The 25896-nt window shown below is 68.3% G+C and carries 25 protein-coding genes and 1 pseudogene; 18 read left to right on the plus strand and 8 right to left on the minus strand.

The genetic code is table 11. The features are described from left to right. Nucleotides 1–1117: 1117 nt before the first annotated feature. The 6 genes and pseudogenes from J5837_RS16635 to J5837_RS09320 form a co-directional block, all read left to right on the plus strand. Nucleotides 1118–3724 (plus strand): annotated as a pseudogene (locus tag J5837_RS16635) (response regulator); the annotation flags it as partial. Beyond that, nucleotides 3711–4757: a chemotaxis protein CheB gene (locus J5837_RS16570; RefSeq protein ID WP_210536479.1), complete on the plus strand. Its 1047-nt coding sequence runs from the start codon at nt 3711–3713 to the stop codon at nt 4755–4757. The pseudogene J5837_RS16635 and the gene J5837_RS16570, both read left to right, overlap by 14 nt. Nucleotides 4758–4766: 9 nt before the next feature. Then, nucleotides 4767–5237, plus strand: coding sequence for a chemotaxis protein CheW (locus J5837_RS09305; protein WP_210536480.1), 471 nt, complete (start codon nt 4767–4769; stop codon nt 5235–5237). Nucleotides 5238–5289: 52 nt separating this feature from the next. After that, the gene (locus tag J5837_RS09310; RefSeq protein WP_210536481.1) at nt 5290–5688 is read left to right on the plus strand and encodes an OsmC family protein; all 399 of its coding nucleotides are present in this window, start codon (nt 5290–5292) and stop codon (nt 5686–5688) included. Continuing rightward, nucleotides 5685–6194 (plus strand): L,D-transpeptidase family protein, encoded by a 510-nt coding sequence (locus J5837_RS09315; protein WP_210536482.1) that lies wholly within the window; start codon nt 5685–5687, stop codon nt 6192–6194. Before J5837_RS09310 ends, J5837_RS09315 begins: the two co-directional genes overlap by 4 nt. Before the next feature lie 129 nt (nt 6195–6323). Beyond that, nucleotides 6324–6647 carry an EF-hand domain-containing protein gene (locus J5837_RS09320; RefSeq protein ID WP_210536483.1) on the plus strand — a complete coding sequence of 108 codons (324 nt, stop codon included), beginning with the start codon at nt 6324–6326 and terminating at the stop codon, nt 6645–6647. A gap of 33 nt (nt 6648–6680) precedes the next feature. Here J5837_RS09320 and J5837_RS09325 read toward each other — a convergent pair whose 3' ends face one another. Both J5837_RS09325 and bioA read right to left on the minus strand, forming a co-directional pair. Then, nucleotides 6681–7412, minus strand: coding sequence for a 16S rRNA (uracil(1498)-N(3))-methyltransferase (locus J5837_RS09325; protein ID WP_210536484.1), 732 nt, complete (start codon nt 7410–7412; stop codon nt 6681–6683). Nucleotides 7413–7590: 178 nt separating this feature from the next. Next, entirely contained in the window at nt 7591–8994 is a 1404-nt protein-coding gene (gene bioA / locus J5837_RS09330) for an adenosylmethionine--8-amino-7-oxononanoate transaminase (protein WP_210536485.1), read from the minus strand. 47 nt (nt 8995–9041) lie between these two features. On the opposite strand from bioA, the gene nudE reads away from it, so the two are divergent. The 3 genes from nudE to mazG all read left to right on the plus strand — a co-directional run bounded on the left by nudE (nt 9042) and on the right by mazG (nt 11564). Beyond that, entirely contained in the window at nt 9042–9587 is a 546-nt protein-coding gene (gene nudE, locus J5837_RS09335; protein ID WP_210536486.1) for an ADP compounds hydrolase NudE, read from the plus strand. Further along, nucleotides 9584–10378 carry a 3'(2'),5'-bisphosphate nucleotidase CysQ gene (gene cysQ / locus J5837_RS09340; protein WP_210536487.1) on the plus strand — a complete coding sequence of 265 codons (795 nt, stop codon included), beginning with the start codon at nt 9584–9586 and terminating at the stop codon, nt 10376–10378. The genes nudE and cysQ overlap by 4 nt, the downstream gene beginning before the upstream one ends. A gap of 364 nt (nt 10379–10742) precedes the next feature. Further along, complete coding sequence (mazG, locus tag J5837_RS09345) at nt 10743–11564, plus strand: nucleoside triphosphate pyrophosphohydrolase (protein ID WP_210536488.1); 822 nt, start codon at nt 10743–10745, stop codon at nt 11562–11564. Here mazG and J5837_RS09350 read toward each other — a convergent pair. From J5837_RS09350 to J5837_RS09360, 3 genes are all read right to left on the minus strand, one after another. Then, nucleotides 11555–11827: a DUF4242 domain-containing protein gene (locus J5837_RS09350; RefSeq protein WP_210536489.1), complete on the minus strand. Its 273-nt coding sequence runs from the start codon at nt 11825–11827 to the stop codon at nt 11555–11557. The two genes, mazG and J5837_RS09350, sit on opposite strands and share 10 nt — an antisense overlap. 66 nt (nt 11828–11893) lie before the next feature. Next, complete coding sequence (locus J5837_RS09355; protein ID WP_210536490.1) at nt 11894–12232, minus strand: DUF4242 domain-containing protein; 339 nt, start codon at nt 12230–12232, stop codon at nt 11894–11896. Between the two features lie 385 nt (nt 12233–12617). Further along, nucleotides 12618–15215 carry an ATP-binding protein gene (locus tag J5837_RS09360; protein ID WP_210536491.1) on the minus strand — a complete coding sequence of 866 codons (2598 nt, stop codon included), beginning with the start codon at nt 15213–15215 and terminating at the stop codon, nt 12618–12620. Nucleotides 15216–15404: 189 nt separating this feature from the next. Here J5837_RS09360 and J5837_RS09365 point away from each other — a divergent pair, with 189 nt between their 5' ends. Further along, on the plus strand, nt 15405–15707 hold the full coding sequence (locus J5837_RS09365; RefSeq protein ID WP_210536492.1) for an Mpo1-like protein: 303 nt from the start codon (nt 15405–15407) through the stop codon (nt 15705–15707). On the opposite strand, the gene J5837_RS09370 is transcribed toward J5837_RS09365, so the two are convergent. After that, nucleotides 15697–16053 (minus strand): DMT family protein, encoded by a 357-nt coding sequence (locus J5837_RS09370; protein ID WP_210536493.1) that lies wholly within the window; start codon nt 16051–16053, stop codon nt 15697–15699. The genes J5837_RS09365 and J5837_RS09370 overlap by 11 nt on opposite strands. 104 nt (nt 16054–16157) lie before the next feature. Here J5837_RS09370 and J5837_RS09375 point away from each other — a divergent pair, with 104 nt between their 5' ends. The 6 genes from J5837_RS09375 (at nt 16158) to J5837_RS09400 (ending at nt 22972) form a co-directional block, all read left to right on the plus strand. Then, nucleotides 16158–16859 carry a response regulator transcription factor gene (locus J5837_RS09375; protein ID WP_210536494.1) on the plus strand — a complete coding sequence of 234 codons (702 nt, stop codon included), beginning with the start codon at nt 16158–16160 and terminating at the stop codon, nt 16857–16859. Nucleotides 16860–16912: 53 nt separating this feature from the next. Beyond that, a complete protein-coding gene (locus tag J5837_RS09380) occupies nt 16913–18181 on the plus strand; it encodes a sensor histidine kinase (protein WP_210536495.1) in 1269 nt (422 codons plus the stop codon). Nucleotides 18182–18353: 172 nt separating this feature from the next. Beyond that, nucleotides 18354–19892 carry an efflux RND transporter periplasmic adaptor subunit gene (locus tag J5837_RS09385; protein ID WP_210536496.1) on the plus strand — a complete coding sequence of 513 codons (1539 nt, stop codon included), beginning with the start codon at nt 18354–18356 and terminating at the stop codon, nt 19890–19892. Beyond that, nucleotides 19889–20614 carry an ABC transporter ATP-binding protein gene (locus J5837_RS09390; RefSeq protein WP_210536497.1) on the plus strand — a complete coding sequence of 242 codons (726 nt, stop codon included), beginning with the start codon at nt 19889–19891 and terminating at the stop codon, nt 20612–20614. The genes J5837_RS09385 and J5837_RS09390 overlap by 4 nt, the downstream gene beginning before the upstream one ends. Continuing rightward, nucleotides 20611–21846, plus strand: a complete 1236-nt coding sequence (locus tag J5837_RS09395; RefSeq protein WP_210536498.1) for an ABC transporter permease — start codon at nt 20611–20613, stop codon at nt 21844–21846. The genes J5837_RS09390 and J5837_RS09395 overlap by 4 nt, the downstream gene beginning before the upstream one ends. 187 nt (nt 21847–22033) lie before the next feature. Continuing rightward, the gene (locus J5837_RS09400; RefSeq protein WP_210536499.1) at nt 22034–22972 is read left to right on the plus strand and encodes an isoaspartyl peptidase/L-asparaginase family protein; all 939 of its coding nucleotides are present in this window, start codon (nt 22034–22036) and stop codon (nt 22970–22972) included. Between the two features lie 16 nt (nt 22973–22988). On the opposite strand, the gene J5837_RS09405 is transcribed toward J5837_RS09400, so the two are convergent. Together J5837_RS09405 and J5837_RS09410 are read right to left on the minus strand one after the other, a co-directional pair. Beyond that, on the minus strand, nt 22989–23693 hold the full coding sequence (locus tag J5837_RS09405; RefSeq protein WP_210536500.1) for a sel1 repeat family protein: 705 nt from the start codon (nt 23691–23693) through the stop codon (nt 22989–22991). 70 nt (nt 23694–23763) lie between these two features. After that, the gene (locus J5837_RS09410) at nt 23764–24480 is read right to left on the minus strand and encodes an SGNH/GDSL hydrolase family protein (protein ID WP_210536501.1); all 717 of its coding nucleotides are present in this window, start codon (nt 24478–24480) and stop codon (nt 23764–23766) included. Nucleotides 24481–24709: 229 nt separating this feature from the next. Between J5837_RS09410 and J5837_RS09415 the strand changes: the two genes are divergently transcribed. Continuing rightward, a complete protein-coding gene (locus J5837_RS09415) occupies nt 24710–25093 on the plus strand; it encodes a diacylglycerol kinase (protein WP_210536502.1) in 384 nt (127 codons plus the stop codon). Nucleotides 25094–25132: 39 nt separating this feature from the next. Beyond that, a complete protein-coding gene (locus J5837_RS09420) occupies nt 25133–25882 on the plus strand; it encodes a TerC family protein (protein WP_210536503.1) in 750 nt (249 codons plus the stop codon). The last annotated feature ends 14 nt before the right edge of the window (nt 25883–25896 follow it).

Below are 25896 nucleotides of genomic sequence, written 5' to 3' on the forward strand. Positions count from 1 at the left end.
CGGCCTGCGCGCGGATGAGCGCCTGTTGCGGGCCATGCACACCATCAACGGCGCCTTCGCGATGACCGAAGTGCCGGAGATCACCGAGGTGACGCTGCCGGCCGAGGGCTACGTCAAGCGCCTGCTGGCCGCCGACCTGCCGGCCAGCGATGCCGGCGTCGCCGCCATCGCGCAGACCGCCGATGCCGTGCGCCGCGCCTTGGCCGCGTTGCACGAAGAACAACCGCGGGTCCCCGTGTTCACCGAGCTGGCCGCGCAACTCACCGCCCTGCGCGACGAGTTGCCGGTTCCGGCGGCCAGGCCGATCGACGTCTCCGACGATGAAGACGCGGAAACCGCGCGGGCGCGGGAGGCCTTCTTCGATGGCTTGCCGTCGATCGCCCCGCCGATGTCGCTGGACGAAGTCGGGGAGGACGAAACCGCCGCCGAGGCCGTCGATGCGGATGTCGGCAACGAGGCCACTGTGGCGCCGGTCGCCGACGAGGTCGATGTCGAAGAGATCGCCGTGGAAACGCCGGTGGTCGAAGAGATTGCTGTCGAAGCGCCAGTCATCGAAGAAATCGCCATCGAAGCACCGGTCGTCGAAGAAATTTCTGTCGAAGCGCCCAGCGCCGAATGGATCGCCGACGAAGCGCCCGACGTCGACGGGACCGAGGAGATCGCGGTCGAAGAGCCTGCCGCGCCAGCCAGCGAGTACGCGGGCGAAGCCGTGGAAACGCCCGCGACTGCAGGGGAAGATTCCGAGGTCGCGGCGGAAGCGGCTGCCGACGAGCCGGCGACGGCCATGGGTGGAACCGCTGACGCGGAAATCGTCGTCGACGATTTCGTGCCGCCGTCCGGTTACCGGGCGGAGACCTTCTTCAATTTCGGCATGACCTACGTGCGCACCGGCCACGCGCCGGAACCGCCGAGCGCACGTTCCGCGTCCACGCCGACCACGCATGCCGCGGGCGAAGCGGTGGCCGGGGAAGGCACTGCCGATGGCGAAGCCGGCACCCCGGCGTCGCTGCTGGAGCTGATGCCGCTCGACCCCGCATTCGAGACTTCGCTGCCGGACGGCGCGCAGACGACGGTAGAAGGCGAGCCGGTGGAAGTCGGTGCGCATACCGACATTCCGGACGAACTCGAACTGGAAGCGTTGGCGGTCGAGGCCCTGGTGTCCGGTGGCAACCAGCCGGGCGAAGACGAGATCGAGAATCCCGAACCGCAGCCGGTCGAACTGAACGAAGCGGAATTCGCCGGCGACGAGGCCAGCGAAGCGATCCTCGACGCCGAGATCGAAGCGGCCGCGCGCGAAATCGTTCCGGAAGCCGAAGCGCCCGCGCCGGGCGCACGGATCGGTTCGCGCCTGCCCGCCGCCGCCGAGGATCCGGACCTACCGCTGGACCTGGGCGAACACGACCCGGAACTGGTCGACGTGTTCATCGAGGAAGGCACCGACCTGCTCGACCACGCCGACGGCCTGCTCGCCCAGCTCGACGGCGGGGCGGAAGACCGCGAGCGCCTGATCGGGCTGCAGCGCGACCTGCACACGCTGAAGGGCGGTGCGCGCATGTCCGGCCTGTACGCGGTCGGCGAGCTCGGCCACGCCATCGAATCGGTCCTCCAGGTGGCGGTGCACCAGGGCGAATTGCAGCCCGGCGACGTGCCGTTGCTGGAACGCGGCTTCGACCGCCTGCACGCCATGTTGACCCGCGTCGCCGCGCGCCGCGCCATCGGCCTGCCGCAGGCGCTGATCGACGAGTTCGACCAGCGCGCGCGCCGGATGCCGCAGTCCGCGGAAGATGCCGAGGAAACCGTGGTCGACGAAGGCGTCGCCCCGCAGGCCCACGCGCCGCGCGAACTGAGGCCGCTGTCGGCGCCGATCGAAACCTGGAGCCCCGGCGACGACGACGACCTGCCGCAGCCGCTGGTGCAGGAGCAGGTGCGCGTGCGCGCCGACCTGCTCGACCGCCTGGTCAACCACGCCGGCGAAGTGGCGATCTACCGTGCCCACCTCGAACAGCAGCTCGGCGCGTTCCGCAACGCGATGGGCGAAATGGAGCAGACCAACGCGCGTTTGCGCGACCAGCTGCGCCGCCTCGACATCGAAACCGAAGCGCAGATCGTCGCCCGCTACCAGCGCGAGCAGGACCAGGGCGACCCCGCCTTCGATCCGCTGGAACTGGATCGCTTCTCCACCCTGCAACAGCTCAGCCGTGCGCTGTCCGAATCCGCAGCCGACTTGACCAGCCTGCAGGGCGTGCTCGACGACCTCGCGCGCCAGTACGACGCGTTGCTGCACCAGCAGTCGCGGGTGAGCTCGGAACTGCAGGACGGCCTGATGCGCACGCGCATGCTGCCGTTCGACACCCTGGCGCCGCGCTTGCGCCGGGTGGTGCGCCAGGCCGCCGAGGATGCCGGCAAGGCGGTCGAATTCCACCTCGACGGGGCCCACGGCGAACTCGACCGCAGCGTGCTGCAACGCATGACCGCGCCGCTGGAACACATGCTGCGCAACGCGGTCGCCCACGGCCTGGAAAGCGCCGAGGCGCGCGTCGCCGCCGGCAAGCCGGCGCAGGGCAACGTCACCCTCAGCCTGCTGCGCGAAGGTTCGGAAGTGGTGCTGCAGGTCGGCGACGACGGCGCCGGCCTCGACCGCGAAGCGATCCGCAAGCGCGCGGTCGACCGCGGCCTGCTCGCCGAAGGCGAAACCCCCGCCGATGCCGACCTCGACGCGCTGATCTTCGAATCGGGCTTCTCCACCGCGGATACGGTCAGCCGCCTCGCCGGCCGCGGCGTCGGCATGGACGTGGTGCGCAACGAGGTGCGCCAACTCGGCGGCACCGTCGACATCGCCACCGCGCCGGGCGAAGGCACCCGTTTCACCCTGCGCCTGCCGCAGACCCTTGCGGTGACCCAGGCGGTGCTGGTGCAGGTCGGCGATACCTTTTTCGCGGTGCCGGTGGCTGCGCTGCAGGGCGTCGGCCGCATCTCCCGCGAGCGCCTTGAGAACAACGCCGACGCGCCGTACCGTTACGGCGGCGAAGACTACGCGCTGCACGAACTCGGCGGCCTGGTCGGCCAGGCGCACGCGCGTGGCGAAGGCCAGGACCAGCTGCCGCTGCTGCTGGTCCGCGCCGGCCAGTTGCGCGCCGCGATCGCGGTGGACCAGGTGCTGGGCAGCCGCGAGATCGTGGTCAAGGCGGTCGGCCCGCAGATCGCCTCGATACCGGGCATCTACGGCGCCACCATCCTCGGCGACGGCCGCATCGCCCTGATCCTCGACCTGGCCCCGCTGGTGCGCCGCCATGCCGCGCAGCCGCAGCTGCCGCCGCAGGTGGTCCCGGTCGAAGAACGCCAGGTCCCGCTGGTGATGGTGGTCGACGATTCGCTGACCATGCGCAAGGTCACCGGCCGCGTGCTGGAGCGCCACAACCTCGAAGTGGTGGCCGCGCGCGATGGCGTCGATGCGCTGGAACGGCTGGCCGAACGCGTGCCGGACCTGCTCCTGCTCGACATCGAAATGCCGCGCATGGACGGCTACGAATTGGCCACGCGCATGAAGGCGGATCCGCGCCTGCGCAACGTGCCCATCGTGATGATCACCTCGCGCACCGGCGACAAGCATCGCCAGCGCGCCTTCGACATCGGCGTCGAGCGCTACATGGGCAAGCCGTACCAGGAGCCCGACCTGATGCGCAACGTCTACGACCTGTTGGGGCTGGCCCGTGCACGCGAATAACCCGCAAACGCGCGATTCCACGTCTTCGTCCGCCATCGCGCAAGGCGTGCGCGTGGCCCTGCTGGCCCGCCAGGGCGAGGTGCAGGACGCCTTGCGCGACGCACTGCGCGCGGCCGGCACCGAACTGGTGCTGGCGGGCGACCCGCGGCAGCTCGATCCGGAGACGTTGCGCCGCGCCGCGCCGCAGGCGGTGCTGGTGGCGCTGGATTCGGCGATCGAAGCCAGGTTGTCCGGCTTCGACGACGTGCTGTTCGACGACTCGGTGCTGGCGATCTACGAAGAGGCCGAACTGGTCCTGCGCCGCGATGCCTGGGAAAACGCGCGCTGGCTGCGCCACGTCATGGCCAAGCTGCATCGCCGCGACGACGTGCTGCCGCCGCGTGCGGCCGCGCCGCAGGACCTGGCGGTCGAGACGGTCGAGGCCTGCATCGGCAGCTGGATGATGCCGGCGGCCGACACGGCCGATGCGACCGACACGATCCACGTGGCCGAGATAGCCGAAGCGACCAAGCCGGCCAAGCCGTTCGCCGGCGTGGTGCTGGTGCTGGCCGGCATGGGCGGCCCCGACGCGCTGCGCCAGCTGCTGGGCGCGTTGCCTTCCGATTTCCACCAGCCGGTGCTGATCCGCCAGCGCCTGTACGGCGGCCATTACGACCACCTGCTGCGCCAGCTGTCGCGCACTTCCGCGCTGCCGGTGCAACTGGCGGAGCGGGGCGGGATGGCGTTGCCAGGCCGCGCCTACCTGTTGCCCGAGGGCACCATCGCGACGGCCGACGACGGCACGCTGCACTTCGCGCAGGGCGACGACGATTTCACCAGCGTGCCGCCCACGGGCAGCACGGTGTTGCTGTTGAGCGGGTGCGAAACCGCCCAGGCCGAAGCCGCGGCGGTGTGGGCGCTGGGCGGCGCGACCCTGGTCGCGCAATCGCCGGAGACCTGTTTCGACGACGCCGCGGCGCGGGCCCTGCTCGCGCTGGGCGGCGATGCCGCCGCGCCCGCCGCACTGGCGTGGCGCCTGAGCGCGCAAGCCTGAGGAACCATCGTGGCCTATACCAAAGACGAAATCCGCAGCGTGCTGGTGCAGACCGCCGCCGGCCGCCTGCTGCTGCCCAATGCCAACGTCGCCGAGGTGCTGGCCTGGGTCCGCCCCGCGCCGGTGGAGAACGCACCGTCCTGGCTGCTCGGCCGTTTCGAATGGCATGGCTGGCAGGTGCCGCTGGTGTCGTTCGCGCCGCTGGTCGGCCTGGCCGATGAAGCCGCGCGGGCCAACAGCCGCGTGGTCGTGCTGAAGGCGCTTGGCGGCAACGCCGAACTGCCGTACTTCGCGCTGCTGGCGCAGGGCTTCCCGCGACTGACCACGGTGTTGCGCGACGGCCTGCTCGCCGACGCCGCCGAGGAAGAGTTGCCGGCCGGCGTGCAGATGCGCGTGCTGCTTGGTGATGAAGCCGCCTTGCTGCCCGATCTGGACAACGTCGAAGCGAAGATCGGCGCCGCGCTGGCGCAGGCGGCGTAAGCGCGGCAACATCCACCGTGCCGGCACGAGCCGGCGCGATCCGCCCGCCGCGATGCAGATTTCCGCCTCGGTACGCCATTCCTCTGCCGGCCATGAAGCGGTGGTCCGCACCGGCGACGCCAGCCGCGCGTTGCCGATTCCCGCCAAGGCCGATGCCACGGGTTCCGCGGTCAACGGCGGCGAATTGCTGATGCTGGCGCTGGCCACGTGCTACTGCAAGGACCTGTATCGCGAAGCCGCGCGGCTTGGCGTCGCCATCGATGGCGTCGAAGTGGATGCCAGCGCGCGCTTCGCCGGCGTCGGCCTGGCCGCGAGCGACATCCGCTATCGCGTGCGTGTCGATTCGCCCGCCGACGCCGCGACCGTGGCCGACCTGATCCGCCATACCGACGCCGTGGCGGAAGTGCACAACACGTTGCGCGCAGGCGTGCCCGTGGCCCTGGTCGAATGAGCGCGCGGCCCGGCCGGTTGCATCGCGCGGCGGCCATGCTGCTGGCGCTGTTCGCGACCGATGCGGCGGCGAAGTTCCCGCCCGAGCTGGCCCCCGAAGCGCAGCGTGCCGACGCCATCCGCGTGTACAAGGCAGCGCGCAAGATGGAGTTGTTGCGCGACGGTCGCGTCATCCGCAGCTACCGCGTTCGCCTGGGAGGCGTTCCGACCGGACCGAAGCGCGAGCAGGGCGACCAGCGCACGCCGGAAGGCGAGTACGCGATCAGCTATCGCAATGCCGCCAGTCGCTTCCACCTGTCGCTGCGCGTGTCGTACCCGAACGCCGACGACCTGCGCCAGGCGCGGGCGCGCGGCGTCGATCCCGGTGGCGACATCATGATCCATGGCGGCACGCCGCCCGGCGAATCGCGCGACTGGACCGAAGGTTGCGTGGCGGTGAGCAACGCGGAAATCGAGGAAATCTGGCGATTGGTGCCGTTGGGCACGCCGGTCCGCATCGATCCCTGAGATTTGAGGGCCTCCCAACTCGCGGACTGAATCGCGGCTGCACGCTCCTCGCTCGATACCGGCCGATTCATCATCGATTTTCGACCGCGCTGCCAGCCTTTCAGCTCCACCCATGCGTGGAGGTTCGACATGAACGATTCGATGCGAAATTCCCCTGCCGTCGCGTTGGCGGCATTGCTCGCAATCGGCACGGCAGGCGCGCAGGAAGCGGCATTGCCGCACACGACCCAACTGCAGACCTCGCAAGGCCCGGTGACCGTGCGCTGGGGCCAGACGGCGGAATCCGGGCTTGCGCCGTTCCAGTCGCGGATCGCCGGCATGGACAAGGATGGCGACGGCATGCTCAGCCCGCAGGAAGCGGCGGGAGACGCCGCGCTGGTCCGGCAATTCAAGCTGATCGACCAGGATCGCGACGGCAGGATCAGCGCACGCGAACTGGCGAACTGGAGCTGATTGCAGCGCTGTAGATCGGGGCGTTACCCCGATCTACAGATCGCCGAAGCGCGCCTGCAATGCGGCGATGGCGGCCAGTCCAGCGGTTTCGGTGCGCAAGACGCGCGGGCCGAGGCGCAGGCCGCTGAAGCCCGCCATGCGCAGCAGTTCGCGGTCGCGCGGCGACCAGCCGCCCTCCGGGCCGATGGCGATGGTCACGGACGCCGGGGAAGGCGCGGACAGGGAAGCCAGCGCATGTTCGCCCTCCGGATCGAGGGTCAGTTTCAGCGTCGTGTCGACCTTGCGCGCGGCATCGGCGAGTGCGGCCGGAGCGGCGACCGCCGGCACCGTCGCGCGTCCGCTCTGCTCGCAGGCGGAAACGACGACGCTGCGCCAATGGGCGACGCGTTTTTCCGCGCGTTCGGCGTCCAGCTTCACTTCGCTGCGTTCCGAATTCACCGGCACGATGGCGGACACGCCCAGCTCGGTCGCCTTCTGCAGGATCAGGTCCATCTTTTCGCCGCGCGCCACGCCCTGCAGCAGGACGATGCGCAGCGGCGATTCGTTTGCGACGGCCGCCGAGGCGGAAACCTCGGCAACGACCTCGCGCTTGCCGACCGCGACCAGGGTCGCCGGGTGATCGCGGCCATCGCCATTGAACAGCACGCAGGCGTCGCCTTCGCGCAGGCGCAGCACGCGGGTCAGGTGCGCCGCCGCGGATTCCGGCAAGACGATGCGCGTGCCCGGTTTCAAGGGCACTTCGACGAAGCAGCGGGTCAGGCGCATATGCCATCCCCAGGAAAAGGGGCGTGGAATACCCCTCTTTGAAAAAGGGGGGCAGGGGGGATTTGCTTCTGCACTGAACGCAACAGCCAAGGCAAAAGCAAATCCCCCGGTCCGCTGCGCGGCCCACCCCCTTTTTCAAAGGGGGCAACAGCAAGGCCGGAATCGCAGGTTGGCGGGATCATGCGGTGGCTTCCTCGATCGCCGCGGCCGTGGTGTCCGCCAGCAGCGCCAGTTGCGCGTCGTCGATGCAGTACGGCGGCATCCAGTACAGCACGTCGCCGAGCGGGCGCAGCACCACGCCGCGCGCCAGCGCCGCGCGGTAGGCCCGCAGGCCGACACGCGAAGCCGAATCGAACGGCGTTGCCTTTTCCCCGTCGCGCGTGAGTTCGAAGGCGGCGATCATCCCGGCCTGGCGCACGTTGGCGACGTGCCGGTGCGCACCCACCTGTGTCGCCAGCGCACCCATCTTCCGGGCGGTGTCGCGATTGCGCGCGAGCACGTCGTCGGATTCGAAGATCGACAGCGAAGCCAGCGCCGCAGCGCAGGCCAGCGGATTACCGGTGTAGCTGTGCGAATGCAGGAAGGCGCGTTCGCGCGAATCGTCGAGGAAGCCGTCGTACAGCACCTGTGTCGCCAGCACCGCGGCCAGCGGCATGAAACCGCCGGTCAGGCCCTTCGACAGGCACAGCAGGTCCGGCTGCACGCCGCTCTGCTCGCACGCGAACATCGTGCCGGTGCGGCCGAAGCCGACCGCGATCTCGTCGGCGATCAGGAACACGCCATGCGCATCGCACAGTTCGCGCACGCGGCGCAGGTAGGCGGGGTGGTGCATGCGCATGCCGCCGGCGCATTGCACGCGCGGTTCCAGGATCAGCGCGCAGACTTCGCCGGCATGGCGGTCGAACAGGTCGGCCAGCCCGTCGGCGGCGCGCAACGCGCAAGCCTCGTCGCTTTCGCCGGCGCGCGCCAGGTAGGCATCCGGCGACGGCGCGAACAGCGCTTCGGCCAGCAGCGGCGCGTACACGCGGCGGTACAGGGGGATGTCGCCGACCGATAGCGCGCCAATGGTTTCGCCGTGGTAGCCGTTTTCCAGCGCGATGAATTTCGTGCGCCGGTCCTCGCCGCGGTTGCGGAACCAGTGGAAGGCCATCTTCAGCGCGACCTCGACCCCAGCCGAGCCGTTGTCGGCGTAGAACACCTTGGCCAGCGGTGCACGGCCCGGCTGGCGGGGGGCGATGGCCAGCAATTTCTCGGCCAGTTCCACCGCTGGCGCATGGCTGAAGCCGGCCAGGATCACCTGTTCCAGGGTCTGCGCCTGCCGCGCGATGGCCGCGGCGATGCGCGGCTCGGCGTGGCCGAACAGGTTGGTCCACCAGCTGCTGACCGCATCCAGGTAGCGGCGCCCGTCGTAACCGTGCAGCCACGCGCCGTCGCCGCGTTCGATGGGCACCAGCGGCAGGGTGTCGGGGTGTTCGCGCATCTGCGTGCAGGGGTGCCACAGCACGGCCAGGTCGCGCATGCGCCACGCATCCGCGACGCCGGCCTCTGCTACGATTCGAGGCGCATGTTCTTCCGTTCGCATCCCCCCATGATATCGGCCGCGTGCCGCCGCCGCACCGGCAGGCGCGCATGAGCCGCACCCCGCCGATCATCCACGGCACCCGCCGGCGTGCAGAAGACCGCAATGTCGAAGAACTCGACCTGGAGTTCAGCAACGGCGAGCGCCGCCTGTACCACCGCCTGGTCGCCGGCGGCCATGGCGCAGTGGTGGTGGTGCCGATGCTCGACGACGACACCGTGCTGCTGGTGCGCGAATACGCGGCGGGCACGTTGCGCTACGAGCTGGGGTTGGTGAAAGGCCGCATCGATGCCGGCGAAACGCCCGAGCAGGCGGCCGACCGCGAGCTGAAGGAAGAAGCCGGTTATGGCGCGCGTCGCCTCGACGTGCTGCGCGCGCTGACCCTCAACCCGACCTACATGAGCCACCAGTCGTGGCTGGTGCTGGCGCGCGACCTGTATCCCGAGCGACTGGTCGGCGACGAGCCGGAAGAACTCGAGGTAGTGCCATGGAAGCTCGACAGGCTGGATGAACTGATGCTGCTGGACGATTTTTCCGAAGGCCGCTCGCTGGCCGCGCTGTTCATCGCCCGCGAATGGCTGGGGAAGCAGGCATGATCCGCGTCGACGAAACCCTGCGCGAAGCGGCGATCGGCATCGCCCGCGCCGCCGGCGACGCGATCCTGCAGGTGTATGCGCAGGCTTTCGACGTCGAACACAAAGCCGACGCCAGTCCGCTGACCCAGGCCGACCTGGCGTCGCACCGGATCATCGTCGATGGCCTGCTGGCATTGACGCCGCAGTGGCCGGTGTTGTCGGAAGAGGCGTCGGACATTCCATGGATCGCACGGCGCGAATGGTCGACCTACTGGCTGGTCGATCCGCTCGACGGCACCCGCGAATTCGTCAAGCGCAACGGCGAGTTCACCGTGAACATCGCCCTGATCCACGGACACCGTCCGGTATTCGGCGTGGTGCAGGCGCCGGTCGGCGGTGCGTTGTGGCACGCGACGCAGGGTGGCGGTGCGTTCCGCCGCGATGGCGATGCCGAAGTCGCGCTGCAGACGCGCCGGCCGGCGCTGTCGCCGTTGCGGGTGGCCGCCAGCCGGTCGCATCGCGACCTGCGCACCGAAAGCGTGCTGGCGCGGATGGGCGATACCGAAATCGTCGGGCTGGGTTCGTCGTTGAAGTTCTGCCGGATCGCCGAGGGCGGGCTGGATGTGTATCCGCGCTTCGGGCCGACTTCGGAGTGGGATACGGCGGCGGCGCAGTGCGTGCTGGAGGCGGCGGGCGGGGCGTTGTTGGCGCCGGATGGGCGGGCGTTCGAATACAACCGGCGGGAGACGTTGTTGAACGGCGATTTCATCGCCTTGGGCGATCCGGCGTTGCCGTGGAGGGATTGGCTTTGAAAACCCTTTCCCCGTTTGCGGGGAAGGTGCCGAAGGCGATTGGGGGCGAGCCGGAGTCGATGCAATTCCGCTGCGATGTTGTGGCGAGTACAGGTAAGCAGAAGCATTTCGCGCTGACGCGCGAGTCACTTTCTTTGCTTGTGCAAAGAAAGTAACCAAAGAAACACACCCGCGGCACGCCCTTCGCTTCGCGAAGGGTTCGCCATCGAGGCGGGAATTTTCGGAAGCAGCATCCTGCTGCTCCGAAAACGGCGCACATCCCTGTGCGCCGCCCCTGCGGGGTTTATCCGCCTCGATGGCCGTGCCTCAAGGGACCGACGATCAAAAGCTGGACCAAACCCCCCAACAGCCAGTTTCGAATCCGATGACCAACCCCAAAGCTTCCATTGACGATCTCCTCGCCATCATGTCCCGCCTGCGTGATCCGCAGGGTGGATGTCCGTGGGATTTGGAGCAGGACTTCTCCACCATCGCGCCGTACACGATCGAGGAGGCGTACGAAGTCGCCGATGCGATCGACCGCGGGGACCTGGACGATCTGCAGGACGAACTCGGAGACCTGCTGTTGCAGGTGGTGTTCCATGCGCAGATGGCGCGGGAGCAGGGGGCGTTCGGTTTCGACGATGTGGTGGCGTCGATCTGCGACAAGATGCTGCGCCGGCATCCGCATGTGTTCGGCGATGCTTCGCGCGACGATGCGGCGGCGGTGGAGCGCAGTTGGCATGCGATCAAGCAGGCCGAGCGCGCAGCGGCGGGCGATGTCGACGATTCGGCGCTGGCCGGCATCGCGCGGGGATTGCCGGAGTGGCAGCGCGCGACCAAGCTGCAGTCGCGTGCGGCCAAGACCGGTTTCGACTGGCCGGGGCCGGAGCCGGTGATCGCCAAATTGCACGAGGAAATCGACGAAGTGCGGGCCGAATTCGCCAAGGGCGACGTGGCGGCGAACCATGCGCGGCTGCAGGACGAGATCGGCGATCTGCTGTTCGTTGCCGCCAACCTGGCGCGGCATGCGAGGGTCGATGTCGGCGCGGCGTTGCGCCATGCCAACCACAAGTTCGAACGGCGTTTCCGGGCGATGGAACGGCTGGCGCACGCCGACGGCGTGCGCCTGGCCGGACTCCCGCTGGATGCGCAGGAGGCTTACTGGGTCCGCGCCAAGGGCGAGGAAGCCGACGCTCAGAAGTAGAAGTACGGATCCAGCACGCGCACTTCGGTGATCTGGTTCACCGGCAGGCTGGTCAGTCCGGCCGCGCGGCGGATCGCCTCGGGCGACGGACCGTCGTAGACGCAGAAGGTCTTCTTCTTGTCGTCGCTGACGTAGGAATGGACCCAGGTGACGCCCTCGGTGGCGTTGGCGTCGACGACGCCCAGGCATGAGCTTGCGCCGTTGCGGTCGCAGGGAATCTGCAGGCCGGTCGGGAATTCGCGTTCGATGATGAAGCGGGGCATGGCTTGGTTCTCCGTAGGAAGGAATCGTCGGGATGGCCGCGCGGAGTCGCCCGCGCGGCCGGAGGGTCACTCGGCTTCGAGCGTCACCGGCATTTCGGCGATGGAATCCACCGTCATGTGGTTCGCCTTGGCCGCTTCGCGGATCGCCGCCTCGCTGGGACCTTCGTAGATGCACACGGTCTTGGTCCGGTCGGCGTTGGCGTAGGACTTGACCCAGCGCACGCCGTAGCGGGCATTGGTCTCGTTGACCGCGGCCTTGGTCTTGGCGTCCAGGTGGTCCAGCGCGCCCTTGGGGAAGGTGCGTTCGATGACGTAGCGATGCTGCTGCGGCGCGGTGGTGACCACAGCCGCGATGGCGCTGCCGCTCCAGGCGAGCAGGGCGACGAGGAGGAGGAGGGGTTTCATGGGAGTTCCTTTGCTTGATCGACGCAGCAGGATTGCTGCGAGGGAAAGCTTAGGAATCGCGCCGCGCCAGCACCTCGGCGGGTTTGCCCAGATTGCCCGGTGGCGTCGCCTATTTTTGGGCATCCGGATTCCAGCGTGGAATGGGATAGCGATCCCCTCTCCCCGCATGCGGGGAGAGGGTGCCGGAGGCGGGTGAGGGTCAGCCCGGAGCTGCTGTCGTTTCCCAAGCCAGGTCATATCGAGTGCGGGGAGATTCGGGTCTTTCGCACTCGAATTCCCGTCGCCGCCCAAAGCGCATCGGCTCCGGGGCGCCCCCTCATCCGGCCTGTCGGCCACCTTCTCCCCGCACGCGGGGAGAAGGAAATCCGCGACAGAATCCGGGGGCCTATTTTTCGCCGGCCAGCCCGGCCGCATGCGCGGCGGCGATGGCTTCGGCGCGGGTGCCGACGCCGAGCTTGGCGAAGACCGCGGCCAGGTGATGGTCCACGGTGCGCACCGAACGGTGCAGGCGTTCGGCGATCTGCGCGTTGCGCAGTCCGTTGCACAGCAGGACCAGGACCTCCAGCTCGCGCGATGTCAGGCCGTGCGGATTGGCCTGGGTGGATGCGCGCACGCCGCGCGGCAGGCCGCGCACGCCGGCGGCCTGCAACTGTCGGCGCAGGCGTTCGGCGTCAGCACGTGCGCCCAGGCGTTCGAAGGTCGCCAGCGCTTCGCATTGCGCGTCGCTGTCGCCGTCCGCCAGTGCGCGTGCGGCCTCGTAAGGGCATTCGAGCGCTTGCCAGGCGTCTGCGGCTTCGCGCCAGCGGCCGGCGAACTGCAGGGCGTAGGGCGCAGGCCACGGCAGTTCGTCCTCGAACGCGGCCCCTGCGCGCCATCGCCAATAGGCGACTTCGCCGCTGATCCAGCGCATGTAGGTGCTTTGCGATGCCAGCGGTCCGGCCAGGCGCACGGCCTGGGCGATGGCGGCGATATCGCCTTCCAGCCAAGCCGCTTCGGCCAACGCGGCGGCGACCGGTCCCAGGCGGATCAGGCTGCCGGTGGGCAAGGCCAGTCGCAGTGCGTCCTCCAGGGACTGCCGGGCCGCGGGATCGCCGCGACGCGCGCGGATCCTGCCAAGCACGACGAGGGCGGGAATGCGGCTGATCGGCGCGACGCCAGGGGCATTGGCGATGGCTTCGGCCTGGTCGGCGGCGCGGTCCCAATCGCCGCGCCACATCAGGGTTTCCGCGCGATGCGCGGACATGTAGCGCGTCCAGGCGTCCAGGTCGTGCTGTTCGCAATAGGCGATGCCGAGTTCGAGGTAGTCGGTCGAGACCTTATTGTCGTGCGCCGCCAGGCCGGCGTAGTACGACAGGTTGGTATAGGCCCTCGCGGCGTGTTCGTCGAAGCCGTTTTCGAGGGCCAGGGCCAGGCTGCGCTCCAGGATCCCGCGCCCGGCCGGGTCGTCGGCATTGAGCATCGCCGAACCGAGGTTGTTCAGCGCATGCACTTCGATGTCGCGGTCGCCGAGCTTGCGCGCCAGCGCAAGCGCGCGCTGCGACCATTCCTGCGCCTCGGCGGAACGGCCGGCGAGCATGTGCAGTTGCCCTCGGTTGCTGTAGGCCATCGCCAGCTCGCTGCCCGGCGGCAAGGGCTCCAGCACCGCGATGGCCCGCTCGCCATAGGCCTCGGCATCGTCGTTGCGCCCGTTGTACCAGGACAGTCGCGACAGCCAGCGCAGCGCATCGCCTTCGCGCAGGCCATTGCCGACATGGTGCCAGAGGCGTTGGGCGGCCAGGCGCGCATCGATCGCCTCGTCCAGCCGGTCGGTCACGTAGTTTTCGTAGGAAAGCGAATCCAGCAGGTGCGCGCGTTCCGCGTCGGCCAGGCCGCCGGCATGGGCCAATGCCGTGCGCAGATGCGCGGCGGCTTCCTTGTGCGCACCGCGCTGTTGCGCCTGTTGCGCCGCTTGCGGCGCCAGGCGCGTCACCGCGGCGGCGTCGCCGGCGCGCGCGGCATGGTGCGCGCGCCGCGCGAGCGACGCATCGGCACGCGGGTCGCTTTCCAGCGCTGCCAGCACGCGGGCGTGCAGGTCCTGGGCCAGCGTCGGCGGAAGCGAGGATTCGACCGCGACGCGCGCGAGTTCGTGGCGGAACGCAAGCGACTCGGCGGCAGCGACCAGAAGACCGGAGTTGAGGCATTCCTCCAGCGTGTCCAGCCTGGGCGCGAGCAAGGCGTCCACCAGCCAGCGCTCGATGCGTGCCGGCACCAGCGAAGCGAGCCGCACCACCGCCTGCGCTTCGTGCGACAGCCGCGCGTAGCGCGCCAGCACCAGGTCCTGCACGCCGCTGGGCACGCCTTCGACGCCGTGGCGCAGCACTTCGCTGACGAAAAAGGGATTGCCCTGGGTCAGCGCATGGATGCCGTCGGACGTGCGCAGCGCGTTGCGCGCCATCTCGTCGACCGCGGCCGCGGACAGGCGCGACAAGGCCAATCGCGTGGTCGACGCATGCGGCAGGACGCCCATCACGCCACGCAGCGGATGCGCGGCGTCGACTTCGTCGTCGCGATAGCTGACCGCCAGCAGGCAGCGGGTCTGGCCGATGCGGCGGCCGACGAACTTCAGCAGGTCGAGCGTGGCTTCGTCGGCCCAGTGCGCATCCTCGACGACGAGCAACAGCGGACGCGTCGCCGCCTGCAGTTCGCCGAGCACGGACTGGAACAGGGCGATGCGCTCGGCCCCGCCCGACAGCAGCGCGCCGAAACCAGCATCGGCGCCGCGCGCGATGTCGTGCAGCGGGGCCAGCGGGTGCGGGGTTTCCAGCGCATCGCAGGCGCCCCACCAGGTCGCGGCACCGGCACGTTCGCGCAGCGCGGTCAGCAGGCTGGTCTTGCCGATGCCGGCCTCGCCGCCGAGCAGGACGACATGCCCGGCGCCGTTGCCGGCGCCGTGCAGCAGGCCTTCGAGTTGCTCAAGCAAGGCGTCGCGTTCGACCAGTTTCATCGGAAGGAGGATGTCCTGCGCTCAAAGGGGCCGCGCCATCCGCCTGCCCATTCGTGATGAAACGCGGTCCGCTCGCGGTGCGGGACAAGTCCGCGCACCGGCAACGCCCGCCCATCGCGTTGAAGCGCGGTATGGCCGGGGGCAGAATCGCCGCGTCGGGCATGCGCGCCGACGCGACAGGAGCAGGGCATGACCGGTTTCGCCAGTTTCCGCGAGTTCTATCCGTTCTACCTGAGCGAGCACGCCAACCGCACGTCGCGGCGGCTGCATTTCGTCGGCAGTTGCGGCGTGCTGGCGTTGCTGGGACGGGCGCTGTGGAGCGGCAATGCCTGGTGGCTGCTCGCGGCTTTGTTCTGCGGCTACGGCTTCGCCTGGGTCGGGCATTTCTTCTTCGAGAAGAACCGACCGGCCACGTTCAAGCACCCGTTCTATTCGTTCGCCGGGGACTGGGTGATGTTCAAGGACATCCTGACCGGCAAAATCAGGTTCTGACCGCAGCCGGTTCGTAGAACATCAGGAACGCCGCGCCGACGATCAGGGCGAACGCGGCGTAGTGGTTCCACTTCAGCGGCTGGCCGAGGAACCACGCCGAAAAGCCGGCGAACACGACCAGGGTCAGGATTTCCTGGATCGTCTTCAGCTGCACCACCGAATAGGCCGAACTGCCGAGCCGGTTGGCCGGCACCATCAGCGAGTATTCGAAGAAGGCGATGCCCCAGCTGGCGAGAATCGCCAGCCACAGCGGCGATGCCTTGTACTTCAGGTGCCCGTACCAGGCGAAGGTCATGAAGATGTTCGAGCACAGCAGCAGGAGGAGGGGCAGCAGGCGGGCGGTCATGGGAGGAAACTGAATGGATTCCGGGCATGGTCGGGTTTTCCTTCACGCCGCGTCAACTCGGGCTTGGTTAGCTTCACAAAGCTGAAGTGTCGTGGAGGAATGGAATGCGCCATTCGCAGGAAACAGCCGGCCTGGTGCTGGTGGTCGAGGACAACCGGAATATCTCCGAGATGGTCGGCGAGTATCTGGAAGGCCGCGGTTTCGAGGTCGATTACGCCACCGACGGGCTGGACGGCTACCGCCTGGCGGTCGAGAACAGCTACGACGTGCTGGTGCTCGACCTGATGCTGCCGCGGCTGGACGGGCTGGAGGTCTGCCGGCGCCTGCGCAACGAGGCGCGCAAGTCGACGCCGGTGCTGATGCTCACCGCGCGCGACACCCTCGACGACAAGCTGACCGGCCTGGGCGCCGGCGCCGACGACTACCTGACCAAGCCGTTCGCGATCCAGGAACTGGAAGCGCGCTTGCGCGCGCTGATCCGCCGCGAACGCCGCCAGGTGGGTGCGGAGGTGCTGCGCGTGGCCGACCTGTCGCTGGACCCGGTCAGCATGCGCGCCACCCGCGGCGGCGGCGAACTGGTGCTGTCGCCGATCGGGCTGCGCCTGCTGACCATCCTGATGCGCGAGTCGCCGCGGGTGGTGTCGCGGCAGGAGATCGAGCGCGAGATCTGGGGCAATGGCCTGCCAGATTCCGACACCCTGCGCAGCCACCTGTACAACCTGCGCAAGGTCATCGACAAACCGTTCGACAAGCCGTTGCTGCACACCGTGCAGAGCGCCGGCTACCGCATCGCCGACATCGGCTGACCGGCGCGCGCGCAGCGACGGCATAATCGCGTTCCCGCTGCGCCGGAGTCGCCATGCCGCAAGGCCTTTCCCGCAAGATCCGCATCGCCTTCATCCTGCAGGCGGTGATGATCAGTCTGGCGATCGTGCTGAGCGTGTACCTGATCTCGGCGGTGGTGAAGCAGAGCCTGGTCAACACCGCGCTGCAGGAGGAAGCCGACCATTACTGGTCGCTGTACGAAGCCTCCGAGGCGCAGCCGCCGCCGAACACCTACAGCCTGCGCGGCTACCTGGTGCTGCGCGGCCGTTCCAACCTGCTGCTGCCGGAGAACCTGCGCACGCTGGCGCCGGGTTTCCACGAGTTGAAGGCCGACGACATGCTGGTGCTGGTCGACGAGCGCGCGCCCGGCCGGTTGTACCTGGTGTTCCTGCGCTCGCAGGCGGAACGGCTGGCGTTCTGGTTCGGCACGGTGCCGGTGGTGACCGCGCTGGTCGCGATCTACGTGGTGTCGTGGCTGACCTATCGCGCGTCCAAGCGACTGGTGTCCCCGGTCAGCTGGCTGGCGCGGCAGGTCGCGCATTGGGATCCGCGCCGGCCCGACACCAACGCGCTGGCGCCGGACCGGTTGCCCCTCGAGGTGCAGGGCGAGACCCGCCAGCTGGCCGCGGCGCTGCACCGGCTCGGCGAGCGGGTCAGCGCGCACATCGCCCGCGAACGCAATTTCACCCGCGATGCCAGCCATGAGCTGCGCACGCCGCTGACCGTGATCCGCATGGCCAGCGACATGGCCCTGAACGAGGACAGCACGCCGCGGGTGTCGCGCGCGCTGCATCGCATCCAGCGCGCGGGGCGCGACATGGAAGCGGTGATCGACGCGTTCCTGATCCTGGCCCGCGAAGCCGAAGTGGAACCGCAGAGCGAGGAGTTCGACCTGGCCGACCTGGTCGAATACGAGACCGAGAACGCCCGTCCGTTGCTGCTGGGCAAGCCGGTGGAACTGGAAGTCGACATCCAGGCCCACCCGCGCCTGCTCGCGCCGCCGCGGGTGATGCACGTGCTGGTCGGCAACCTGCTGCGCAACGCTTGCAGCTATACCGACCACGGCCGCATCGAGGTGATCGTCGAAACCGACTGCGTACGCGTGCGCGATACCGGCATCGGCATGAGCGAGGAGTCGCAGCAGCGCGCATTCGAACCGTTCTTCCGCGCCGACGAATCGCGTCCCCATGGCACCGGCCTGGGCCTGTCCATCGTCAGTCGCCTGTGCGAGCGCTTCGGCTGGAAGGTTTCACTGGAAAGCGAATTGGGGAAAGGCACCACGGCGACGATCCATTTCGCCTAGGAGCGCTGTGGTGGGAGCGGCCTTGGCCGCGAATGCTCTTGCTCTTCCAGCGGGAAAGGCATTCAAGGTCACCCCCAAGTGGGCACGGGAACCCCGCTGTTCCCGGCGCTGTCAACGGGATCGGCCGCCGTGCGTTAATGGCGGCGATCCATCCCTTCTTCCTGTCCACTCCATGAGCCAAACCGCCCGTTCCACCCCGCGTGCCCGCAACAAACTGGCGACCCGCGCGGTCGTCGCCGTCCTCGCGCTGCTCGTGCTGGCCGGCGGCTGGTGGTGGTGGAAGGGCCGCGAGGCCAAGGCCGAAGCCAGCGCCTGGCGTACCGCCACCGTCGAGCGTGGCGACATCCGCGTGGCGATCTCCTCGACCGGCACGCTCAGCGCCACCTCCACGGTGACCGTGGGCAGCCAGATTTCCGGCCAGGTCACCGACGTGCTGGTCGATTTCAACAGCCGCGTGAAGAAGGGCGACGTGCTGGCGCGCATCGACCCCAGCACCTACGAAGCGCAGATCGCCCAGGGCAACGCGCAGATCGCCGCCGCGCGCGCGTCGCTGGCCCAGGCCCAGGCCACGCTGAAGAACGCCGAACTGGATTACCAGCGCAAGGCCAGCCTCGGCCAGCAGAAGCTGGTCGCGCAGAGCGATGTGGACCTGGCCCGCGCCGCCCGCGACCAGGCCCGCGCCCAGCTCAACTCGGCACAGGCGTCGATCCAGCAGCAGACCGCTTCGACCCAGACCACCCGGGTCAACCTGGGCCGCACGGTGATCCGTTCGCCGGTCGATGGCGTGGTCCTGACCCGCAGCATCGAGCCGGGCCAGACCGTCGCGGCCAGCCTGCAGGCGCCGGAGCTGTTCACCATCGCCGAGGACCTGGCGAAGATGAAGATCGAACTGGCCGTCGATGAAGCCGACATCGGTCAGGTCAAGGTCGGGCAGAAGGTGACGTTCACCGTAGATGCCTTCGCCGATCGCCAGTTCAAGGGCGTGGTCGACCAGGTGCGGCTCTCGGCGACGACCACCAACAACGTGGTCACCTATCCGGTCGTGGTCAGCGTCGACAACAGCGACGGCACGCTGCTGCCGGGCCTGACCGTCAACGCCGAAATCGCGGTCAGCGAACGCAACAAGGTGTTGAAGCTGTCGAACGCCGCGCTGCGCTTCAAGCCGGCCGAGGGCTCGGCGCTGGCCCAGGCGGTACCCGAGCGGCCGTCGGGCGGCGGTGGCGGCAGCGGCATCATCGACGATCTGACCCGCACCGCGACGACGATGAAGCTCGATGCGCAGCAGCAGGCCGCGTTCGACGGCGCGGTCGCCGCGGTCAAGCAGCGTCAGGAAGCGCGCCGCGCGCAGGCGCAGCAGGGCGGCAACAGCATGTTCGGCGGTCCCGGCCCGGGCGGCCCGCGCATGGTGACGATGAGCCCGGCCAACGCCAGCGCGATGCAGGCGCAGATGCGCCAGCGCATGACCGAACGCTTCCAGCAGGACTTCGGCGCGTTCCGCAACACCCTGGACGACGCGCAGAAGGCGACCTGGGACGCCGCACTGGGCGCGTTGCTCAACGCCAAGCGCAGCACCGTGTACAAGCTGGTCGACGGCAAGCCGCAACCGGTGATGGTGCGGCTGGGCGCCAGCGACGGCAGCAGCACCGAGATTTCCGGCGGGGGCGTCGCCGAGGGCGACAAGATCGTCACCGGCGAGAAGGCGGCCGAATGAGCGCGGTCGCCGGAGCGGCGCATGCGGAAGCAGCGACGCCGGTCATCGATATCCGCAAGCTGGGCAAGGTCTACTCGCCCGGCAGCGAGGCCGAAGTCGTCGCCCTGAAGGGCGTCGACATGCGCGTTTTCCGCGGCGAGTTCGTCGCGATCATGGGGCCGTCCGGCTCCGGCAAGTCGACGCTGATGAACCTGATCGGCTGCCTCGACACGCCCACGTCCGGCAGCTATCACTGCGACGGCGTCGATGTGTCGACGCTGGATGCCGAGGAACTGGCGCAATTGCGGCTGGACAAGATCGGCTTCGTGTTCCAGGGCTTCAACCTGCTGCCGCGGATGAACGCATTGGAGAACGTGGCCATGCCGCTGGGCTACGCGCGGGTGCCGCCGCACGAACGCGCGCAACGGGCCCAGGAAGCCCTGGCCGCGGTCGGCTTGGCCGAACGCGCCAACCATCGCCCCAGCGAACTGTCCGGCGGCCAGCAGCAGCGTGTGGCGATCGCCCGCGCGCTGATCAACCGTCCGCCGTTGTTGCTGGCCGACGAACCGACCGGCGCGCTGGACAGCAAGACCGGCGAGGAAATCCTCGCCCTGTTCAAGCGCCTGCGCGACGAAGACCACACGGTCGTCCTGATCACCCACGATGCCGACGTCGCCGCGCACGCCGACCGGACCCTGGTGATGCGCGACGGCGAACTGCACGAACAGGAGCGGGGCACATGAACTTCTCCGATATCCTGCGCACCGCCGTGTTCGCCCTGCGCGGCAACTGGATGCGCAGCGCGCTGACTTCGCTGGGCGTGATCATCGGCATCGCCGCGGTGATCGTGATGGTCTCGGTGGGCCAGGGCACCCAGCGCGAGATCGACAAGCTGGTATCCGGGCTGGGCTCGCAGCGCCTCGACGTCAATCCCGGCGCCGGCCGCGGCGCCGGCGGCGTGCGCATGAGCGGCAGCAGCTTCTTCACCCTGACCGAAGGCGACGCCGAGGCGATCCGCAGCGAAATCCCGGAAGTGCAGTACGTCGCCGGCGCCGTGCGCGGCAACACCCAGGTCGTCTACGCAGAGAACAATGCCTCGACCAGTTGGCAGGGCGTGCAGCCGGACTACTTCGACATCAACGGCTGGACCATCGCCAATGGCGAAGGTTTCGACGCGCAGGACTATTCCAGCGCGGACAAGGTGGTGCTGCTCGGCGACACGGTGCGGCGCACCCTGTTCGGCGACGATACCGGCATCGGCCAGACGGTGCGCCTGGGCCGGGTGCCGTTCACCGTGGTCGGCACGCTGGCGCCGAAAGGCCAGGGCGGTTTCGGCCAGGACCAGGACGACGTGATCATGGTGCCGCTGGAAACCGGGCGCCGCCGCCTGCTCGGCGCGATGGGCCTGCCGACCGGCGCGGTGATGCAGATCGCGCTGACCGTGGCCGACGCCAAGGACCTCAACTACGTGCAGGGCGAAGTCGAGGCGCTGCTGCGCCAGCGCCACAAGATCGATCCGGGCAAGGACGACGACTTCAACGTGCGCAACATCAGCGAAGTGGTGAAGACCCGCACCGCGACCACCGACCTGATGTCGAAACTGCTCGGCGCGGTGGCGACCATCTGCCTGGTGATCGGCGGCATCGGCATCATGAACATCATGCTGGTGTCGGTGACCGAGCGCATCCGCGAGATCGGCTTGCGCCTGGCGGTGGGCGCGGGCCCCAGCGACGTGCGCCGGCAGTTCCTCGCCGAAGCAATGCTGATCTCGCTGATCGGCGGGGTCATCGGCATCGCCATCGGCGTGGTCGGCGCGTTGCTGGTCGGCCATTTCAGCGACCTGCCGGTGGCGTTGAACGGCAAGGTGGTGATGCTGGCCGCGGCCTTCTCCATCGCCACCGGGCTGTTTTTCGGCTATTACCCGGCGCGCAAGGCTTCGCAACTCGATCCGATCGAGGCACTGAGGCAGCAGTAGCGCTTTCCCTTCTCCCTCCGGGAGAAGGTGCCCGAAGGGCGGATGCGGGCGGGAGAGTGACGGCGATGGGAGCATTCCGTAAGCATGGGTCGCTCCCGCCCTCATCCGGGGCTTCGCGCCACCTTCTCCCGATGGGAGAAGGGTAAAAGCGGTATCCTTCGCGCTTCGATTACCGGCTCTTTCCTAGATGACTTCTTCCCCCTTTGCTCTCGCCATCCACGGCGGCGCGGGCGTGATCGAGCGCGAACGGCTGAGTGCCGAAGAGGAGGCCGCGATTCGCGCCGACCTGGATCGTGCGCTCGAGGCGGGTTACAGGGTGTTGCGCGATGGCGGCAGCGCACTGGACGCGGCGCAGGCGGCGGTGGTCGCGCTGGAGGAATCGCCGCGCTTCAACGCCGGCAAGGGCGCGGTGTTCGATGCCGAAGGCCGGCACGAACTGGACGCTTCGCTGATGGATGGCCGGACCCGGCGCGCTGGCGCGGTGGCCGGCGTGGCCACGATCCGCAACCCGATCAAGCTGGCGCGCGAAGTGATGGAGCACTCGCCGCACGTGATGCTGATCGGTGCGGGCGCCGAGAACTTCGCCGATACCCGGCCCGGCATCGAGCGCGTGCCCAACGACTGGTTCGATACCGACGCTCGCCATGCGCAACTGCTGGAGACGCAGGCCCGCGAGCGCGCGGAAGCCGATGCCGCGAACCTGAAAGGCAAGTATTTCGGCACCGTCGGTGCGGTCGCGCTGGACATGCACGGCCATCTCGCCGCGGCGACTTCGACCGGCGGCATGACCAACAAGAAATGGGGCCGGGTCGGCGATTCGCCGTTGATCGGCTGCGGCACCTGGGCCGACGCGCATTGCGCGGTGTCTGGCACGGGCTGGGGCGAGTTCTTCATCCGCAACGCGGTCGCGCACGATATCGCCGCACGCATCGCCTACGGTGGTGCATCGCTGCAGGAAGCGGCCGACGCGGTGATCCTGCGGGTCGTGCCGGAGTCCGGTGGCGACGGCGGCGCCATCGCCATCGACGCGCAGGGCAACATCGCCCTGCCGTTCAATACCTCGGGCATGTACCGCGGCTGGATCGCCACCGACGGCAGCCGCGGCACGGCGATTTTTTCGAGTTGATGCGCAGGGCCAGGCGCTAGGGTTTTCCTACTTGCTGCATTGGGCCGACCTGGACCCGATCTTTCCAGCCTTCGAAGTACGGCTCCGCCAGTTGATTCAGCGCTTTGACGGACTGTTCCGCGGGCGGACACTGCGCGTTGCCGTCGCTGTCTCTGACAAAGGCAGTAATCCCGACTAGGCATATCCCCGGGTTAAATACTGGGTTGCCGGCCAGGGCGCGGACCTCGCGATTGAACCGGCGCTCGGCTCGCCTGGCGGCAACGTCGTCTCGATAGTGCTGCAAAAGGCCCGCATATAAAATATTGCCTTGCTGGCGCTCGTCGGTCGAAGCGACTGCATAGGCGCCTTTCAGCACGCCCAGATATGTCGGGTTCCCGCGTTCAGCGGCCAACCCCAGCCATGCAAGTCCCGCGGGCCGGTTTTTTGCAAGGCCGTCGCCATTGAAATAGGCAATACCCAGCAGGTGCTGCGCGGGTTTGCTTCCCCAGCCGGCGGCAAGCAGCAGCAATTCTTCGGCTCCTTTGTAGTTTCCCCTACCCCACATCTTGCGGGCCACGCAATAGTTGAAATCGCCGGGCAGGAACTGATACGTCGCTCCGTTGCATTCTTCATTAGCCAAAAGCTTGCCGGCGTTGGAGGACGGCGATTGCGCGTATGAGTCGATATTCGCCACTCCCGCAGTAAGCAGCAAGAATGGAATAAGATGACTTTTCCTATTCATAACGTCTCCTGAACATGCAGCGGATCGACTTGGGGAAATTCTTTGGCCCTGAAATCGTGTCCGGTACGGTTCAAGGGGGGGTGGATCGCAGGTAGGGGCTAATGGCATCGCGCCAGATCGCGTAGCCCGCGGCATTCATGTGCAGGCGGTCCCCGACGAACAGTTCCGCGCGCGGCTGTCCGTTGGCATCGAGCATTGGCGTGAACACGTCAATGAAGACGACGCGCTTCTGCTTCGCCGCTTCGGCGCGGATCAGCGCGTTGGCTTCGCGTTGCGCGTCGAGCAGGTGCGCGCGCGACGGGCTGGGCTTGCACGACACAAACGCGATCGGCACCGACGGCAGGTCGCGGCGCACGCGGCGGACGAAGGCGAGGAAGTCGTCGTGCAGCTGCTGCGGGCTGCGCCCGTTGGCGATGTCGTTGTCGCCGGCGTAGAACACGATCAACCGCGGCTTGTACGGCACCACGATGCGATCGGCATACCAGGTGCTGTCGCGGATCTCCGAACCGCCGAAGCCTCGGTTGATCACGGCAACGCCGGGAAAGTCCTCGGCCAGGGTCTTCCACAGTCGGATCGACGAGCTGCCGACGAACAGCACCGCGCCGCGCGGCGGCGGATGGACGGCGTCTTCGGCGGCGAAACGGGCCATGTCGGCGGCCCATTCGGCGTTCGACACCTGTTCTGGCACGCGCGGCGCGGCGACTTGCGCGGGCTGGCTGGCGCAACCGGCCAGCAGCAGCGAGGCGAACAGGCCGAACAGCCAGGCTTTCACGGGCGAAAACTTCATCGCAAGGCTCCGGAACCGGGACGAGGCGCGACCATCGCCCATCGGCGGCGGAATGTCGAGCGCAGGGCCCATGCCTGCGGGGTGTCGCGTTCTTGTGGCAGAATCGGCCCACCGATGGCCGATTCCGACCTGACGCACCTTTGCACCTGCCGCGCGCCCGCCACCACGGGCCGCCCTGCGGCATTCCACCCCTCCGGGAAACCTCCTGTCTCACGCACCGGCGCCGCCCATGGCTGACGAATTCGGACACCTGCCGCGCGGACCGCGGCGCATCTTCAAGGCCACGCAATGGTCGCTGCAGGGACTGCGCGCGGCGTGGCTGCACGAGTCGTCGTTCCGGCTCGAGGTCTACCTGTTCATCGTGCTGGCGCCGCTTGCATGGTGGCTGGGCGACACCGCGGTGGAACGCGCCCTGCTGATCGGTTCGATGCTGCTGGTGCTGAGCATCGAACTGCTGAATTCGGCGGTGGAGGCGGTGATCGAGCGTTATGGCGCCGAACACCACGAGCTGGCCGGGCGCGCCAAGGACATGGGCTCGGCGGCGGTATTCGTGCTGATGATGAACGTGTTGCTGTGCTGGGGCCTGATCCTGGGTCCGCGGCTGTTCCAGTAAGTGTTTCCGTTACGCCTTTGTCTTGAGGATTGATTGCCGATGAGTTTCGATTTCCTGGCCGACCCGAACGTGTGGTTGACCCTGGTCACCTTGAGCGCGCTGGAAATCGTGCTGGGCGTGGACAACCTGGTGTTCATCTCCATCGCCGTCAGCAAGCTGCCGGAGCACCAGCGTTCCACCGCGCGCCGCTTCGGCATCGCCGTCGCCTGCGTCACCCGCATCGCCCTGCTGGTCTCGCTGGCGTTCCTGGCGCGGATGCAGAACGACCTGTTCCACATCGCCGGCATGGGCATTTCGGTGCGCGACCTGGTGCTGATCCTCGGCGGCATCTTCCTGTTGTGGAAGGGCATCGGCGAGATCCGCGAGCTGATCTCGGGCGGCGAGGACCACGATCCGTCGACGACCAAGGCTTCGGGCGTGTTCTGGATGGTGATCGCGCAGATTGCGGTGATCGACATCGTGTTCTCGCTGGACTCGGTGATCACCGCGGTGGGCATGGCCAACCACATCCCGGTGATGGTCGCGGCGATCCTGCTGGCGGTGGCGATCATGCTGCTGGCGGCGAATCCGCTGGGCGAATTCATCGACGCCAACCCGACGGTGAAGATGCTGGCGCTGGCCTTCATCGTGCTGATCGGCGTGGTGCTGATCCTCGACGGCATCGACGTGCACGTGCCCAAGCCCTACGTCTACTTCGCCATGGGCTTTTCGGTGGCGGTGGAGTGGCTGAACCTGGTGATGCGCAAGCGCGCTGCGGCACGGCACGTGGAAGGCGCCGGCAAGTGGTAGGACGCGAAACGGGT

The organism is Pseudoxanthomonas helianthi, assembly GCF_017939625.1.
GTDB lineage: Bacteria > Pseudomonadota > Gammaproteobacteria > Xanthomonadales > Xanthomonadaceae > Pseudoxanthomonas_A > Pseudoxanthomonas_A helianthi.